The organism is Amycolatopsis mediterranei, from assembly GCF_026017845.1.
In the GTDB taxonomy this organism is placed as follows: domain Bacteria; phylum Actinomycetota; class Actinomycetes; order Mycobacteriales; family Pseudonocardiaceae; genus Amycolatopsis; species Amycolatopsis mediterranei.
In genome coordinates, this window is record NZ_CP100416.1 from 9,862,727 (window position 1) to 9,879,017 (window position 16,291).

Genomic DNA, 16,291 nt, shown 5'->3' on the forward strand with positions numbered 1-16,291 from the left:
TTCGCCGTGAACGCTGTGGGAGCCTGCGGGCAACTGGGGGCATGCAGGTGATCCACGAGGGCTCGGAGCTCCGGGAGCCCGACCGCCCGGACCTGGGCGGACCCGAGCCGGGGCCGGCGTTCGGGCGGCTGTTCGACGCCCATGCCGGGCAGCTGCGGCGGTACCTCGCTCGCCGCGTCGGGGCGGAACCGGCGAACGATCTCGTGGCCGAGACGTTCCTGGTCGCGTTGCGGCGGCGCGAGACCTACCGGCCGGAGCTGGGCACCGCGCGGTCGTGGCTCTACGGCATCGCCACCAACCTGCTGCGCCACCACGTGCGGTCCGAACTGCGCGGCCTGCAGGCCACCGCCCGGCTCGCCCGGACCGGCGAAGTCAGTCACGCGAACCACGACGGCCGCGTCGCCGAGCAGGTCGACGCCCAGGTGCGGGCCGCGCAGCTGGCCGGCGCGCTGGCCCGGCTCAGCCCGGCCGACCGCGACACGCTGCTGCTCGTGTCGTGGGCCGGGCTGGAGCCGGGCGAGGTCGCCGAGGCCCTCGGCATCCCGCCGGGTACGGTCCGGTCGCGGTTGCACCGGATCAGACGCTGGCTCAGGACGAACGCCCCGGCTCAAGAGGAGGTGCAGGACCTTGCGTGAAGACAACGTCCGGAAGATCTGGTCCGAAACCGAACTCGACGCGGCACTGGCGGACCTGAACAGCGACGTCGACCCCGGCGACGGGCTCGCCTTCGCCCGCGCGTCCCTGCTCGCCGCGGCCGGTGCCGGGGAGGCGCCGCCCGCCGGGCCGCGCCGGAGCGGGGCGTGGCGGTGGCTCGCGGTGGCCGCGGCCGTCGTCACCCTGGTCGGCGGGCTCGGCGTCGCCGCCGCCCTGTGGACGCCGGGCCCGCCGGAGACGTCCCGGCCGGCCGCCGTGCTCCCCGACGTCGACGGCCCGCTCGCGCCCGGCGAGTACCACTACACGGACATGCGCGACTGGGTGACGCAGTCCAGCAACGGGTTCGCGGCCAAGCTCCAGCGGCGGATCGAGCTCTGGATCCCGGCCGATCCCACCGGCGTGTGGCACCGGCGCACGACGCTGACGGGCCACTGGGCGGACGGCAAGACCCAAGAACCGCTCCCCGGCCCCGTCGACGAGTACGGGCCGCGCGGGGTGTTCGCCGGTCAGCACTCCCTGACCTGGCTGACCCCCGACGCGGCGTTCGTCGCCTCGCTCGTCCCCGACCGGCAAAGACTGGCCGATCAGCTGGCCTTCGACGCCCTTGACATCGGCGACCTCCACATGGGCCGGCCACACTCCGCCACGGAGGCGCTCGGCATGGTCCAGAGCGTGCTGGAGCTCGGCCTGCTCCGGCCGGACGTCCGGTTCGCGCTGCGTGACGCGCTCGCGAGCTACCAGGGCATCTTCGTCGTGTCCCATTGGACGCTGCCGGACCAGCGGCAAGCCACCGTCTACATCGCCAAGGAAACCGGCATGCGGCTGTTCCTCGACCCGGCGACGGCGCAATTGCTGGCTGCGGACGGCGCGCCGACCCCGGCGACGATCCACGCCAAGGGAACCGCGCCGATCCCGCCGTCGAGCGTGAACCTGCCGAACACCACGACGACGTGGATCCCCCGCCCCCCGAACCGGCCCGATGCCCCGGGCACGCAGTACTCCTACGGCATCACGCGGACCTCGGGGTGATCAGCGCGCGTGGCCGGCGGCGTTCAGCGCGTCCGCGACGTTCGCCACCTCCAGGACCCGGATGCCGGCGGGCGGCTTGCCCGAGTCCGGCGGGACCAGCGCGTGCGTGAACCCGAGCCGGGCCGCCTCCGCCAGGCGGCGGCCCACGCTCGGTACGCGCCGGATCTCCCCGGCCAGCCCGACCTCGCCCACCGAGACGAGCCGCGGCGACAGGGCGACGTCTTCGAAACTCGACGTCAGCGCCAGCACCAGCGCCAGGTCGATACCCGGTTCGGTGATCTTCATGCCGCCGACCGTGGCCGCGTAGACGTCCTTGTCGCCGAGCTTCAGCCCGCCGCGCTTCTCCAGCACGGCCAGGACCATCGCCACCCGCGCGGAGTCGAGGCCGCTGACCGCGCGCCGCGGCTGGGGCGCCGCCGTGGCGGACACCAGCGCCTGGACCTCGCCCAGCATCGGCCGCTTGCCCTCCAGCGACACCGTGATCGCCGTGCCGGACACCGGCTCGGCCGTGTGGCTCATGAACAGCCCCGACGGGTCCGGCACCCCGACGATGCCTTCTTCCTGCAGTTCGAAGCAGCCGATCTCGTCGGCCGCGCCGAACCGGTTCTTGATGCCGCGGACCATCCGCAAGGTCGAGTGCTTGTCGCCCTCGAACTGCAGCACGACGTCCACCAGGTGCTCCAGCACGCGCGGGCCGGCCACCGAGCCGTCCTTCGTGACGTGCCCCACCAGCACCACCGGCAGCCCGCGCTCCTTGGCCAGCGCGACCAGCCCGGACGTCACCGCGCGGACCTGCGTCACGCCGCCGGGTGAGCCGTCGACCTGCGGGGACGCCATGGTCTGGATCGAGTCGACGATCAGCACCCCGGGTTTGACGTCGTCGACGTGCCCGAGGATGGCCGAAAGGTCGCTCTCGGCGGCCAGGTACATCCGGTCGTGGACGTTGCCCGTTCGCTCGGCGCGTAACCGGACCTGGCCCGCGGACTCCTCGCCGGTGACGTAGAGGGACCGGTCGACCGTCTTCGCCCACTGGTAGGCGACTTCGAGCAGCAGGGTCGACTTGCCGACGCCCGGCTCACCGGCGAGCAGCACCACCGCGCCGGGCACCAGGCCGCCGCCGAGCACCCGGTCGAGCTCCGGGACGCCGGTGCGCCGCGCTCGCGCCGCTTCGACGTCGACCTCGCCGATGGGCCGCGCGGGCGCGCTCGGCGCTCCGGCCGCGACGCGCTGGATCGCCGGTTTGACCGGTGCCCCGCGCTCCTCGAACGAGCCCCATTCCTGGCACTCCGGACACCGGCCCAGCCACTTGGCCGCTTCGTACCCGCAGCTCCCGCAGCGGTAGGTGGTCCCCTTCTTCACCCCGTGAGGCTATCGGCGACCACCGACAAAACCGGGGACCTACTCCTTGACGTGCGCCGGCGCCGCGACCGGCAGCTCGACGGTGACCGGTCCGGCGTTCCGGAAGACGAAGGTGACCTTGATGACCTGGCCGGGCCAGAGCGGCTGCTTCAGCGCCGGCAGCGTCACGGTGGCCTGGCCGACCTTCTCGGGCGCGGTCGGCGTCGCGGCCGGGCCGGACGACGGGACCTCGGAGGTGGCCGTGGCGGTGAGGCTGCCCGGGCTGTTGGAGGCGGAGCTGCTGCCGGTCGGCGTACTGCTGGACGTCGGAGCGCTCGACGACGACGGCGCGCCCGAGGACGTGGGCTGCACCTCGTTCGTGGACTCGGTGGCGTCGTCCGGGCCGATCACCAGCGAGTGCATGGCGACGACGGTCTTGGACCCCGCGATGGTGGCCTGGGTGCCGTCTTCGGTGGTCACCGAGACGAGCGAGTCGTCCTGCCCGCCGCGGTTGACGATCGTCAGGGTCAGCGCCGGGGTCGCGCCTGCCGGGTAGCCCGGGCCCGACTTCGGGTACTGGACGGCGGCGTTGCGCAGGTCGATGGTCTTGACCTGGGCGTGCGTGCCGTTGACCGCGGGCTGCTGCGAGGCGGTCTGGGTGATCTGGCCGGCCCCGCACCCGGCGAGCGCGAGCGCGGCACCGAGCGCCAGCACGCCCGCACCGAGCACGCGACGATTCTGCAGCCTCACGTCGCAGTCCTTCCCTTTTCACGGCCTCGTCGCCCCGAAGACTAGCCGGGGGCGATCTCCGCCGCGGAACGGGTGTGCGTTGCCGGGACGCGGCGACCAAGATCAACCGTCCACAAAGGAATTCCCAGCCTGTGACGAAACGCTTCCCCGCTACCTGCGTGAGCACGGGGGTCCGACGTTTGTCAACCCCCGGCCAGGCCGCTGACCTGCGAGGACGAGTCCGGCCCGCTAGGTGGGCACTGGCGGACCGTGCTAGGATGGAGTCAGCGAAAGGGGCAGAGGACACATGGTTTTCAAGGTCGGAGAGACCGTCGTCTACCCGCACCACGGTGCCGCACTCATCGAAGCCATCGAGACCCGTGTGATCAAGGGCGAGGAAAAGAAGTACCTCGTCCTCAAGGTCGCGCAAGGGGATCTCACGGTTCGCGTGCCCGCTGACAACGCCGAAATCGTCGGCGTCCGCGATGTCGTCGGGCAAGAAGGACTGGACAAGGTCTTCGACGTTCTGCGTGCTCCGCACACCGAGGAGCCCACCAACTGGTCTCGTCGGTACAAGGCCAACCTCGAGAAGCTCGCCTCCGGCGATGTGAACAAGGTGGCCGAAGTGGTGCGCGACCTCTGGCGGCGAGAGAAGGACCGCGGACTTTCAGCCGGTGAGAAGCGCATGCTGGCGAAGGCGCGGCAAATTCTGGTCAGCGAGCTCGCGCTCGCGGAGGGCACCGACGAGGACAAGGCTGAGGTCCTCCTCGACGAAGTTCTGGAAACCGCGACGGTCTGAGAATCTTACTTCTGGTCAGGACGGCGCTACGGATCGCAGGTCACCTGCCCGCGGTGACGCTTGCGCCGTCCGACGGCTGAACAAGGTTCTCAACGCCCAGGGCATCCCGCTCGACGGGCGGGCGGGTGCCTCTACGATCGCGTACCGATGAACGTCGTCGCGATCGTGACCGTCGCACATCATGCCGCCGACGGAGAGCTCGCTCTCACGCCGGTCCATGGTGAGGCGCTACTCACGCACACCGTGCGGGGGCTGCTCGACGTGCCGGAGATCGATCTGGTGCTCGTGGCGGCCCCCCAGCGGTGTGCGTCGTCGTTTTCCGAGGCCGTCCGCGGCCTCGCTTGCCGGGTCGTGCCCGGCTCGCCCGGCGCGGCGTTCGCCGCCGTCGAGCCCGCACTTCCCCGTGACTCAGTTGTACTCCTCCACGATGCACTGAGAGCCTTCATTCCTGCGCAAACGGTGCGTGACGTGATCAGCGCGGTCCGTGACGGCGCGCCAGTCGCGGTCCCGGTGCTGCCGATGGCCGACACGGTGAAGGTGACCGACGCGGCGTCGCTGATCATCGGCACGGAGGACCGGACGCGGCTGCGCACGGTCCAGACGCCGGTGGGTTATGCGTTCGCGGCGTTCCGGCCGGACCTCGCGCCCGCCGGCGCGGCGACGGTCCCCGGCCACCCGGACGCGATGCGCGTCACCAGCGAGTTCGAACTGTCCCTGGCCGAGGCGATCGCGGCGGCACCGAAGCACGAGGAGACGCTGTGAGGATCGGCAACGGGGTCGACGTCCACCCGATCGAACCGGGCCGCGAGTGCTGGATGGCGGGCCTGTCGTGGCCGGACGCGGACGGCTGCGCGGGCCACTCCGACGGCGACGTCGCAGCGCACGCGCTGTGTGACGCCCTCCTGTCGGCGGCGGGCCTCGGCGACCTGGGCGCGGTGTTCGGCACGGGCGACCCCCGGATGGACGGCGCCCACGGCGCGGACATGCTGGCCGAGGTCCGCGGCCTGATCGAGGCGGCGGGCTGGCGGGTGGCGAACGCCACGGTCCAGATCGTCGGCAATGCCCCCCGGGTCGGGAAGCGGCGCGAAGAGGCACAGAAGGTGCTGTCGGAGGCAGTGGGCGGCCCGGTGAGCGTGTCCGGAACCACATCCGACGGCTTGGGGCTGACAGGGCGCGGCGAGGGCATCGCGGCCTTCGCGACGGCGCTGCTGCTGGCGGCGGAATAGGCACCCACCCAAGCCCGTTCGCCGTGATATGCCCCTCACTCTCTCGGACGAGGTCCGCGCGCTGGTCGACGGGAAGAACTTCGCGACGGTCGCCACCCTCGACCCGGACGGCGGACCCCAGACCTCCGTCGTCTGGATCGCCCTCGACGACGGCGACCTCGTCTTCAGCGCGACCGAGGATCGCCGGAAGGTCCGCAACCTGCGGCGCGACCCCCGCATCAGCGTCTCCATCACCGACGTCGAGAACCCCTACCGGCACACCCAGCTGCGCGGCACCGTCACGATCACCCCCGACCCCGGCAAGACCCTCCCGAAGACGCTCAGCCACAAGTACCTCGCCCAGGACCCGCCGCCCGAGGGTCCCGAGACCGAACGCGTGATCGTCCGGCTCAAGGTCGACAAGGTCGCCGGCAACGTGAAATAGGGTCCAGACCATGTTCAACGACGCCACCAAGGCCCTGCTCGACGGCACCAACTACCCCGTCGTGGCCACCACCAACGCCGACGGCTCGCCGCAGAGCTCCGTCGTCTGGGCGAAGCGCGACGGGGACACCGTGGTCTTCGTGACCGTCCAGGGCCGGCGAAAGGAACGCAACATCCAGCGCGACCCCCGCGTCTCGCTCTCCGTCTTCGACCTGGCCGACCCCGAAAACTACGTCGAGATCCGCGGCCGCGCCGAGGTCACCGTCGAAGGCGGCGCCGAGCTGAACGACGAGCTGGCCCGCAAGTACACCGGCACGACCTTCCCGCCCGAGCCGGCCGACGTCGTGCGCGTGCTCGTGCGCGTTGTCCCCGAACACATCACAGGGCATTCGGCCTGAGGGTCCCGTTAGGCTGGAAACCATGACGATCAGGGCCGTGTTGTTCGACTTCTCCGGCACGCTGTTCCGGCTCGAGCAGGACGAGTCCTGGCTCACCGAACTGACCGACCACAAAGGTGAGCCGCTCGACATCGAGGCACAGGCCGAGCTGATGCGCCGGATGACCGCCCCGGTCGGGCAGGTCGTCGAGCTCGACGCCGAGCACGTGCACGCCTGGCAGCACCGCGACCGCGACCCCGTGCTGCACCGGAAGGTCTACCTCGAGGTGCTGAAGAAGTCCGGCGTCCCGCACTTCGACCAGGCCGAAGCGCTCTACGACCGGCTCATCGATCCCAGCCAGTGGACGCCGTACCCGGACACCGAAGCCGCGCTGAAGGCGGTCGCCGAGCGGGGGCTGAAGGTCGGCGTGCTGAGCAACATCGCCTTCGACATCCGGCCCGCGTTCACCGGCCGCGGGTGGGACGCCTACGTCGACGAGTTCGTGCTGTCCTTCGAGGTCGGCGCGGTCAAGCCCGAGCTGGAGATCTTCCGCAAGGCCGTCGAGGAACTCGGCGTGCCGGCCACCGAGACGCTGATGGTCGGCGACAGCGAGGAGGCCGACGGCGGCGCCCGCGCCCTGGGCTGCGAGTTCGCGCTGGTCGACCCGCTGCCGACGGCCGAACGGCCGGACGCCCTGCTCACGGCGTTGCGCGGCTTCGGCGTGGCTTGAGGGCCAGAGAGGTCGCTCACGCCCGACCCCGTACCCTTTGAGGGTGGCCCTTCACCTTTTCGACACAGCGACCCGGAGCGTACGGGAGTTCCACCCCGTCCGTAGCGGAACGGCGTCGATCTACGTGTGCGGGGCCACCGTGCAGGGCGTTCCGCACATCGGGCACGTCCGCGGCGTCCTGAACTACGACGTCCTGCGCCGCTGGCTCGTCCACAGTGGACTGGACGTGCTGCTGGTCCGCAACGTCACGGACATCGACGACAAGATCCTTACCAAGGCCGCCGAGAACGAGCGGCCGTGGTGGGAGTGGGGCGCGACGCACGAGCGCGCCTTCGAGACCGCGTACGATCAGCTGGGCTGCCTGCCGCCGTCGATCAACCCGCGCGCGACCGGGCACGTCACCCAGATGGTCGAGCTGATGGAACGCCTCATCGAGAGCGGCCACGGCTACGTCGCGGACGGCGACGTCTACTTCTCGGTCAAGTCGTTCGACGAGTACGGCAAGCTGTCCGGCCAGGTCCTCGAAGACGTCCAGCAGGGCGAGACGCCGACCCGCGGCAAGCGCGACCCGCGCGACTTCACGATGTGGAAGAGCGCGAAGCCGGGCGAGCCGTCGTGGCCGACGCCGTGGGGCAACGGCCGGCCGGGCTGGCACCTGGAGTGCTCGGCGATGGCGACGGCGTACCTCGGCGCGGAGTTCGACATCCACGGCGGCGGCATCGACCTGGTCTTCCCGCACCACGAAAACGAGCGCGCCCAGTCCAACGCGGTGGGCGACGCCTTCGCGCGGTTCTGGCTGCACAACGCCTGGGTGACCATGTCGGGCGAGAAGATGTCGAAGTCGCTCGGCAACACCGTGTCGATCCCCGCGATGCTGGACCGCTACCGGGCCCCGGAGCTGCGGTACTACCTGGTCCAGCCGCACTACCGGTCGACGATCGAGTACTCCGACACCGCGGTCTCCGAGGCCGCGCAGGGCTACCGGCGGATCGAGACGTTCCTGCGCCGCGCCGCCGCGGCGGGCGACGTGCCGGTCGGCATCATCCCCGAGGCGTTCGCGAACGCGCTCGACGACGACCTCGCCACCCCGCAGGCGTTCGCCGTGGTCCACACCACGGTGCGGGACGGTAACGCCGCCCTCGACGCGGGCGACACCTCCAAGGCACTCGAATTCGCCGCGGCCGTCCGCGCGATGACCGACGTGCTCGGCCTCGACCCGCTGTCCGCGCGCTGGTCCGAGGCGGGCGGTTCCGAAACGCCCACCAAAGAAGCGCTGTCCCGGATCGTCGAAGGGCTGCTGGCCGAGCGCCAGCAGGCCCGGGCCGAGAAGGACTTCGCCCGCGCGGACGCCGCCCGTGACCGCCTCCAGCAGGCGGGCATCGTGGTGGAGGACACCCCCAACGGTCCTCAGTGGACTGTGAAGTCCGACTGAACCGGCTTTCTACGCAAGGAACTTTCACCATGGCAGGCAACTCGCGGCGCCAAGGCGCGATCCGCAAGACGGGCACCAAGAAGGGTGCCGTCGTCGGCTCGGGCGGTCAGCGCCGCAAGGCCCTCGAAGGCAAGGGGCCCACCCCGAAGGCGGAGGACCGTCCCGGGCACAAGGCCTACCGGTCGGCCAACGCCGCGACGAAGCGCGACCAGGCGCGGCAGAAGAAGGCCGACAAGCCGGAGCTGATCGCCGGGCGCAACCCGGTGGTCGAGGCATTGCGCGCGGGTGTCCCGGCGACCGCGCTGTACGTCGCGCTGAACATCGAGATCGACGACCGGGTGAACGACGCCGTCCGGCTGGCCGGCGACAAGGGCATCTCGATCCTGGAGATCCCGCGCGAGGAGCTGGACCGCAAGACCAACCGGGCCGTGCACCAGGGCCTGGGCCTGCAGGTCCCGCCGTTCGAGTACGCGCACCCGGACGACCTGATGGCGGCGGCCCGCAACTCGGGCGAGGTACCGCTGTTCGTCGCGCTCGACGGCGTCACCGACCCGCGCAACCTGGGCGCGGTGATCCGCTCGGCGGCCGCGTTCGGGGCGCACGGCGTGCTGCTGCCGGAGCGGCGCAGCGCGGGCATGACGGCGGTGGCGTGGCGGACGAGTGCGGGCACGGCGGCGAAGCTGCCGATCGCGGTGGCGACGAACCTGACGCGGCAGCTCAAGGCGTGGGCGAACGACGGCTTGATGCTGGTGGGCCTGGACGCCGACGGTTCGGTGGACATCGACGAGCTGGAGCTGGCGGCCGACCCGCTGGTCATCGTGCTGGGCTCGGAGGGCCGCGGGCTGTCCCGCCTGGTGCGGGAAACGTGTGACGCGACGGTGTCGATCCCGATGGCCGCGGGGGTGGAATCCCTCAACGCCTCGGTGGCGGCGGGGGTCCTGCTGGCCGAGGTGGCGCGGCGCCGTCGTCTCGCCGGGCGGGTCTGACACCGCCACCCAGCCGGGTTAAGGTCACCGTCGGATAGACCGAGGGGACCCGATGTCGTTCGTTTCGCCGCTCTTCTTGTGGTACTTCATGCCGGCGGTGCTCATCGCCGTGCTGGTGTGCCCGCGGAGCTGGCGAAACGGCATCATCGCGGTCGCCAGCCTGCTGTTCTACACGATCGGCGCCGGCGGGTTCGTCTTCCTGCTGCTCGGCTGCATGGTCGTCAACTTCTTGGCGGGACCGCTCCTGGCCCCGAGCCCCTGGGACGTCCACGGCGTCCGACGGCGCCGGATCCTGATCGCGGTGGTGTCGCTCGACGTCTCGGTGCTGCTGATCTGGAAGTACGCGGGCTTCGCGACCCAGCAGATCGCGGCGGTGGCCCACTGGTTCGGCGGCAGCGTGCCGGTGGCGAGCCTGGTGGTCCCGATCGGCATCTCGTTCTACACGTTCCACCACATTTCGTACGTGGTGGACATCTACCGCGGCGAGCGTCAGGCCCTGCGCAACCCGGTGTCGTTCGCGGCGTACATCGCGATGTTCCCGCAGCTGGTGGCGGGCCCGATCGTGCGGTACCGCGAGATCGCCGACCAGCTCCCGCAGCTGCGCTCGCACCGCCTGGACGACATCGCGGCGGGCTTTCCCCGGTTCGCGCTGGGCCTGTGCAAGAAGACGATCATCGCGGACTCACTGGGCCCGTTGGTCGACGCGTGTTTCAAGGTCCCCTCGGACCAGCTGACGTTCACCACGGCCTGGCTGGGCGCGATCGGCTACACCCTCCAGCTGTTCTTCGACTTCTCGGGCTATTCGGACATGGCCATCGGCCTCGGCCGCATGCTGGGCTTCCGGCTGCCGGAGAACTTCGCGAGGCCGTATTCCTCGGTGACGATCACGGAGTTCTGGCGCCGCTGGCACATGAGCTTGAGCCGCTGGTTCCGCGACTACGTGTACATCCCCCTGGGCGGCAACCGTCATGGAGCGGCGAAGACGTATCGCAACCTCTGCATTGTGTTCGTCCTGACGGGCTTCTGGCACGGAGCCCAGTGGACGTTCCTGGTCTGGGGCTGCTACCACGGCGCCCTCCTGGTGATCGAGCGCCGCTTCGGCCTGGACTTGGACCCGTCGACGCCGTGGAAGCGCTACCTCCGCAGGGCTTTGACGATGTTGCTGGTGGTGGTCGGCTGGGTGTTCTTCCGCTCCCCGGACCTGGGCCACGCGCTGTCGATGCTCGGCCACCTGCTGATCCCCGACTTCAAGGGCCTCGGAGCGGGAGTGGAGCAGGCATTCACGAACCAGCGCCTGGTCTTGCTCCTGGCGGCACTGACGGTGTTCGCCCTCCCGGCCCACCCGGTAACGGGCCCCCTCCTGGAGTCATCAAGAAGCCGCCCGGCAACGGCACTACGCATCGGAGTGATGACGGTAGGCCTGCTGTACGCGGCAATCTTGATCGCAACGGGAACCTTCAGCCCCTTCTTGTATTACCAGTTCTGACAACGCAAACGCCCCCAGCCACCCCCGCAACACTTCCGCCCACACCCCCAGCCACACCTCCGGCCACACCCCCCGCCCGAACCGATACGCAGCCCCTGGCGGCCATTGAACAATCCGGCGTTCGGGTCAGCGGGCAAACGCAACAGAACTATCCCCAACCCGCTCACCCGAACAGCCCAACCATGAAACCCTGACCCGGTGCTGACCACGCGGTACCTCTTCCTGACCCGCCACGGTGAAGCGACCCCGAACGGAACCCTCACCGAAGCCGGTTGCCGCCAAGCGGTCCTTCTCGGAAGACGCCTCCGCGACGTCCCGGTCACCTCGATCCACCACGGCCCCCTCCCGCGAGCCACCCAAACCGCCCACCTCATCGCCGACCAGCTCCCCGGCGTCCCCATCCACATCGACAAAGCGGCAGACGACTTCGTCCCGTACACGCCGAAGCGAGAAGAGCTCCCCGAGACGTCCGGCGACCTCCTCCTCGCCTTCACCCGCCAGTTTCCCCCGGCCGACGAAGAACTGGCCGCCGAAGCCGAACGCCGGTTCAGCGGTCCCGTGCCGGGAACCGAGCCCCGGTACGAAGTCCTCGTCACGCACAACTTCCTCGTCGGCTGGCTCGTCCGCGCGTCACAGGACGCACCGCCGTGGCGCTGGCTCACCCTCACCCACGCCAACGCCGGCCTGACCGTCATCCGGTACTCCCCGGGACGGCCCGCCGCGCTGCTGACCTACAACGACCTGAGCCACCTCCCCGCCGAACTGCGCTGGACCGGCTTCCCACCGGACTTTTACGTTCCGTAGTCACCAACCACAAGACGTGACCACCCCGGAAAACGGCTCTCGCCCGAATGGCCGCACCTGTCAGGATGCGCGGATGAATCCCGCGCCAACGCCCACCTCCGATCGGCTCAGCGACTACCTCACCGCCGACGCCGTCGTCGACCACGAGCACCCGTCGATCCGCGCGCTGGCGGACGTCCTTCACCCCGGCGTCGACGATCCCGCCGAAGCCGCCGAAACCGCGTTCCTCTTCGTCCGCGACGAGGTCGAGCACGTCATCGACGCCGGCGATCCGCGGGTCACCTGGCGAGCGTCGGACGTCCTGCGCGAGCGCGTCGGGATCTGCCACGCCAAGGCGCACCTGCTCGCCGCTTTGCTGCGGGCACAAGGGATTCCGGCCGGTTTCTGCTACCAGGAGCTCTCCGCGCTGCACGGGCTGAATGCCGTGTACCTGCACGGCAAGTGGTCGAGGCTCGACGCGCGCGGCAACCGCACGGGCGCCGGTGGCGAGTTTTCGCTCGACGTGGAAAAACTGGCCTGGCCGGTCGATCTCGCGCGTGGTGAACGCGATCTCCCGGAGATCCACCCGGCGCCCGCACCCGTCGTGGTGGATTTCCTGATGACCGTCGAACCGGGCCCCGGCTGGTACGAAAAGGGGCTTCCGCGCACGCTTTGATCATGGTTTTTCTCTGTTTTCGGAAAACCTGACGACTCGGAAAATTATTGCCGAGAGTGACGTCTGTCCGTCAGTCCTGTCCCCCGAACTTCTTATTTCGCACACCCCGAGAGGCGCGTAAAGTGACTCCCCGCGCTCGAACAGACACTTTACGCACAGGTCCGTTCGGGTGGTTCGAGGGAGGTGAAGCACGTGGCCGCGGCTGGCGGACGCCTCCGCCGTACCCCACTGCAAGAGATCTTCTGGACCAGGACGAGCTTGCTCCTCACGGTGCTCGTCGTGGTCGCCGGCCTGAGCCTGTGGATCGCCGGCCTGATGGACCCCGGCACTGGGAAGAACCTGGTGACGTCGCTGGGCACCGGCACCCTGATCTCCGCGATCGTCGGGTTCGGCCAGACCCTGATCACCGCCAGCGCGTCGCAGCAGGCACTCGTCACCCCGGTGATCGAGGAAAGCCGGCGCGCGCTGGAGGACCTGAGCGCCGAATACCGCGCGCTGAACAAGGAGTTCTTCCCCACCGACGTCTTCGAGGCGACGACCGATCCCGACCCCGCGTTCAACCGCGCGCTGATGGCCGACCTCGACGCGACCCGGCAGTACTTCTTCCGCGGTTTCTCCGGTCGCCACGCAGCCGCCCGCCTGTTGCTTTCGCGCACCGAACGGGAGCTGCGGGCCGTCATCGCCGATCCGCGCGACGCGAGCTCGATCAGCGGGCGCGCCCGGTACCTGCTGCGCCGCGAGGCGGCCGACGTCGACTACGAACGGATCCAGACCCGGCTCGACGAAGAGATCCGGATCGGGCTCGTCGGCCTCTTCCTGGCGCGCAGCCGCTGCGCGTCGGTCGACATCACCGTGGTCGCCGACCCGCCGCTGGACCGGCTCGAGATGTTCGACGACAGCGTGTGGGTGTCGCTCTACAGCGACGTCCGCGGCGCCACGAAGCTCTACCCGCGGTCCCTGCGATTCACCGAAGGTTCCTTCCTCTACAACATGGAACGCGCCGAATTCGTGCGCGTCTCGCAGTCCCGGACCGGCCGCCACTTCCGCATCACGTCCGCGACGACGCGGACGGATTTCCTGGCGCTGTTCGAAAAGATCACCGGATCCCCGTTGTCCGAGGAGCAGTTCCGCGAGCTGGAGGGCAAGTTCCACGCCTTCCGCGCGGAGTTCTCCGCAGTCGCCGAGCTAGGGAGCTGACCTTGCTCACCCGCCTGTCCCCCCTTTCCGAACTGGCCACCCGCCTGCGCACGGCCAGGTTCCCGCTCGCCGCGGACTGGCGCACGGTCGACGGCTGGTTCCGGCCGTGGGCCGCCCAGCCCGGCCTGCGGGAAGAGCTGCGCACGCAGCTCCGCGCGCTGTCCGGCGCGCAGGCCACCAAGGTCCTGCGCTCGTCCCGGGAAACGACCACCCACTTCGCCTGGTGCCTGCTCGATTCGCCGGCCGACCCGTTTTCCTTCTGGCTGCACGAATACAAGGCGCAGCAGGACTGGCGGGAGGGGTACGCGGATTCCGTGCACAACCACCGGTACCACTTCTGCACCACGATCCTCCGTGGTGACTACCTGCACGAAAGGTACGAGACGACGATCGACGCGGGCACGGGGTTGATCACGTCTGCCCGGTTGCGCCGCCGGACGCGGTGCACGGCAGGCGCGTGCGCCACCATGCTGGCCGACGAATTCCACCGGATCCCCGAAGCGGCCACCGGAACGATGACTTTCCTCGTCAAATCACGCCCGGTGAGCAGTTTCAGCTTGTCTTTCGACCCGGCCGGCGGAATCGGTCATCGTCACGTTCCGGTGGAGGTCCGATTGGGGGAATTGGCCGACCGCATCTAGCTACACACCGGCGTCAGCGGCGCTTACCATTACTCCACCCGTCTGAACACCACGGCCGGGATGGGAGAGGTGTATGCGCACGCAGGAAAGCACGATCGACCACGTGATCGTCGACGCCGTCGGTGATCGGGTCCACCGGCTCTGCCGGGAGTACGCCGATCGGCTGCCGTTCCACGGGTGGCACCACGTGAACTTCGTCCGCACGAAGGCGGCCGGTTTCGCCCGGCACAACGGAGCCGACGCGGCGGTGGTGGAAGTGGCCGCGCTGGTGCACGACGTCAACTACCTGGTGCTCCGGAACTCGCCCGCCGCGGCGGGCCGGAGCCTGCGGCGGGAAATCCTCGCCGAATGCGGCGTTCCGGCGCGGATCGCGCAGTGGATCGACGAGATCGTCGACGAAGCGGAAATGGCCACCCGCGGCCGGGACATTTCCCTGGAAGCGCAGGCGCTGAGCGACGCGGACACGTTGTTCAAGGCGCTGCCGGTGACGCCGGTGGTGCTGGCGCACCGGTACCTGCGCGAGAACGGGCTGAGCCTGCGCGAGCTGGCGCACAAGATCGTCGGCGAGCAGTGCGACGTCCACGACGAGGGGTACTACTTCTACAACCCGGAGGCGGCGGCCACGTACTCCCACTGGGCGACGGCGAACCTGCGGCTGTGGCAGTGCATCAAGGAGGCGGTCGACGACCCGACGGTGGCGGAGCTGCTGGACGCGGTCGCCTCCTAGCCCTGCCCGTAGCCCCGCAGCCGTTCGACGACGTTGGCGACCTCGGGCGGCGGCAGCAGGCTGGGCCGGCCGGCGCTCTGCGCGAGCAGCCACACGCGGCAGGCCCATTCGAGCTGCTGGGCGCGGTGGTAGGCGGCCTCGAGGCCGTCGCCGTAGGTGAGGGTGCCGTGGTTGGCCATCAGGCACCCCCGGCGCCCTTCGAGCGCCTCCAGCACGGCGGCAGCGAGCTCCGGCGTGCCGTAGGTGGCGTAGCGCGCGACGCGCACGGAGGGACCGATGGTGGCGACGATGTAGTGGATGGGCGGAAGCTCACGCACGAGCGTCGAGACGGCGGTGGCGTGCGGCGAGTGCGTGTGCACGACGGCGGTGACGGGCTCACCGTCCGGGTCACGAACGTCCCAGTACACGGACAGGTGCATCGGCAGCTCACTGGTCGGCTTGAGCAAGCCATCGACCACCTGCCCCCCGAGATCGACGACGGCGATGTCGCCGGGCGTGAGGCTCGAGTAGGCAACCCCGGTGGGCGTGACGGCGACGAGATCACCGGCCCGCAGGGAGACGTTGCCGGAGGTCCCGACGACCAGGCCATCACCGACCATCCGGCGCGCATAGGCGCACACGGCGGCCCGCTCGGTCTCGAGGATCATGCGCAGGTCCCGTCTCGTGGGTGATCAGCACTGAGCTGAACACTGCCAGCCACCCACGAGCTTCGGCCACCTCCCCGGCCGGGTGATTTATTCGCTTTGCCGGGTCGGGCCGGGCTCGGACGCGGGGAGTGGTTACCCGCCGGGCCAGGTCGGGCCGGGCTTGCGCTCGGCAGAGGATCACGGGGCCGGCAGGCCACGGCCCGCGGTCCGGCCGACAGGCCGCGGTCCGCCCGGCCGCAGGCCACGGCCCGCCCGGAATCGGCACGCTGCACATGACCGGCACCCCACCCAGACCTCCCCGCCACCCCGATCCGAAGCCAAAACACGGACGGTGGTGCCGGGTCAAGGCACGCTTTCCCGCCTTGACGCGGCACCACCGTCCGTAGTCACAATCCGGCTTCGGGGTGGTGG

At 70.0% G+C, this 16,291-nt stretch carries 19 protein-coding genes; 16 read left to right on the forward strand and 3 right to left on the reverse strand.

The features are described from left to right. Positions 1 to 41 precede the first annotated feature (41 nt). Entirely contained in the window at positions 42 to 635 is a 594-nt protein-coding gene (locus ISP_RS44790) for an RNA polymerase sigma factor (protein ID WP_013230397.1), read from the forward strand. Next, positions 628 to 1,683 (forward strand): CU044_5270 family protein, encoded by a 1,056-nt coding sequence (locus tag ISP_RS44795; protein WP_013230398.1) that lies wholly within the window; start codon positions 628 to 630, stop codon positions 1,681 to 1,683. The genes ISP_RS44790 and ISP_RS44795 overlap by 8 nt, the downstream gene beginning before the upstream one ends. Here ISP_RS44795 and radA read toward each other — a convergent pair whose 3' ends face one another. Together radA and ISP_RS44805 are read right to left on the reverse strand one after the other, a co-directional pair. Beyond that, positions 1,684 to 3,042 (reverse strand): DNA repair protein RadA, encoded by a 1,359-nt coding sequence (gene radA / locus ISP_RS44800; protein WP_013230399.1) that lies wholly within the window; start codon positions 3,040 to 3,042, stop codon positions 1,684 to 1,686. Positions 3,043 to 3,081: 39 nt separating this feature from the next. Further along, positions 3,082 to 3,771 carry a hypothetical protein gene (locus ISP_RS44805; protein ID WP_013230400.1) on the reverse strand — a complete coding sequence of 230 codons (690 nt, stop codon included), beginning with the start codon at positions 3,769 to 3,771 and terminating at the stop codon, positions 3,082 to 3,084. Positions 3,772 to 4,057: 286 nt separating this feature from the next. On the opposite strand from ISP_RS44805, the gene ISP_RS44810 reads away from it, so the two are divergent. The 14 genes from ISP_RS44810 (at position 4,058) to ISP_RS44875 (ending at position 15,233) form a co-directional block, all read left to right on the forward strand. After that, on the forward strand, positions 4,058 to 4,549 hold the full coding sequence (locus ISP_RS44810; protein ID WP_004559016.1) for a CarD family transcriptional regulator: 492 nt from the start codon (positions 4,058 to 4,060) through the stop codon (positions 4,547 to 4,549). Between the two features lie 147 nt (positions 4,550 to 4,696). Next, on the forward strand, positions 4,697 to 5,311 hold the full coding sequence (locus ISP_RS44815; RefSeq protein ID WP_013230401.1) for an IspD/TarI family cytidylyltransferase: 615 nt from the start codon (positions 4,697 to 4,699) through the stop codon (positions 5,309 to 5,311). Next, positions 5,308 to 5,775, forward strand: coding sequence for a 2-C-methyl-D-erythritol 2,4-cyclodiphosphate synthase (gene ispF, locus ISP_RS44820; RefSeq protein WP_013230402.1), 468 nt, complete (start codon positions 5,308 to 5,310; stop codon positions 5,773 to 5,775). The genes ISP_RS44815 and ispF overlap by 4 nt, the downstream gene beginning before the upstream one ends. A 28-nt stretch (positions 5,776 to 5,803) precedes the next feature. After that, positions 5,804 to 6,199 carry a PPOX class F420-dependent oxidoreductase gene (locus tag ISP_RS44825; RefSeq protein ID WP_013230403.1) on the forward strand — a complete coding sequence of 132 codons (396 nt, stop codon included), beginning with the start codon at positions 5,804 to 5,806 and terminating at the stop codon, positions 6,197 to 6,199. 10 nt (positions 6,200 to 6,209) lie between these two features. Then, complete coding sequence (locus ISP_RS44830) at positions 6,210 to 6,596, forward strand: PPOX class F420-dependent oxidoreductase (RefSeq protein WP_013230404.1); 387 nt, start codon at positions 6,210 to 6,212, stop codon at positions 6,594 to 6,596. A 22-nt stretch (positions 6,597 to 6,618) separates the two neighbouring features. Further along, positions 6,619 to 7,305 (forward strand): HAD family hydrolase, encoded by a 687-nt coding sequence (locus tag ISP_RS44835; RefSeq protein WP_013230405.1) that lies wholly within the window; start codon positions 6,619 to 6,621, stop codon positions 7,303 to 7,305. Between the two features lie 43 nt (positions 7,306 to 7,348). After that, on the forward strand, positions 7,349 to 8,737 hold the full coding sequence (gene cysS / locus ISP_RS44840) for a cysteine--tRNA ligase (RefSeq protein WP_034284151.1): 1,389 nt from the start codon (positions 7,349 to 7,351) through the stop codon (positions 8,735 to 8,737). 29 nt (positions 8,738 to 8,766) lie between these two features. Continuing rightward, positions 8,767 to 9,723: a 23S rRNA (guanosine(2251)-2'-O)-methyltransferase RlmB gene (rlmB, locus tag ISP_RS44845; RefSeq protein ID WP_013230407.1), complete on the forward strand. Its 957-nt coding sequence runs from the start codon at positions 8,767 to 8,769 to the stop codon at positions 9,721 to 9,723. A 52-nt stretch (positions 9,724 to 9,775) separates the two neighbouring features. Then, positions 9,776 to 11,209: an MBOAT family O-acyltransferase gene (locus tag ISP_RS44850; protein ID WP_013230408.1), complete on the forward strand. Its 1,434-nt coding sequence runs from the start codon at positions 9,776 to 9,778 to the stop codon at positions 11,207 to 11,209. Between the two features lie 198 nt (positions 11,210 to 11,407). After that, the gene (locus ISP_RS44855; RefSeq protein ID WP_013230409.1) at positions 11,408 to 12,013 is read left to right on the forward strand and encodes a histidine phosphatase family protein; all 606 of its coding nucleotides are present in this window, start codon (positions 11,408 to 11,410) and stop codon (positions 12,011 to 12,013) included. 73 nt (positions 12,014 to 12,086) lie between these two features. Then, positions 12,087 to 12,668, forward strand: coding sequence for a transglutaminase-like domain-containing protein (locus tag ISP_RS44860; protein WP_013230410.1), 582 nt, complete (start codon positions 12,087 to 12,089; stop codon positions 12,666 to 12,668). Between the two features lie 258 nt (positions 12,669 to 12,926). Further along, a complete protein-coding gene (locus ISP_RS44865; RefSeq protein WP_013230411.1) occupies positions 12,927 to 13,865 on the forward strand; it encodes a hypothetical protein in 939 nt (312 codons plus the stop codon). 2 nt (positions 13,866 to 13,867) lie between these two features. Beyond that, a complete protein-coding gene (locus tag ISP_RS44870) occupies positions 13,868 to 14,506 on the forward strand; it encodes a hypothetical protein (RefSeq protein ID WP_013230412.1) in 639 nt (212 codons plus the stop codon). Positions 14,507 to 14,579: 73 nt separating this feature from the next. Next, complete coding sequence (locus ISP_RS44875) at positions 14,580 to 15,233, forward strand: HD domain-containing protein (protein WP_013230413.1); 654 nt, start codon at positions 14,580 to 14,582, stop codon at positions 15,231 to 15,233. Here ISP_RS44875 and ISP_RS44880 read toward each other — a convergent pair. After that, positions 15,230 to 15,880, reverse strand: coding sequence for a class II aldolase/adducin family protein (locus ISP_RS44880; RefSeq protein ID WP_013230414.1), 651 nt, complete (start codon positions 15,878 to 15,880; stop codon positions 15,230 to 15,232). The two genes, ISP_RS44875 and ISP_RS44880, sit on opposite strands and share 4 nt — an antisense overlap. Between the last annotated feature and the right edge of the window lie 411 nt (positions 15,881 to 16,291).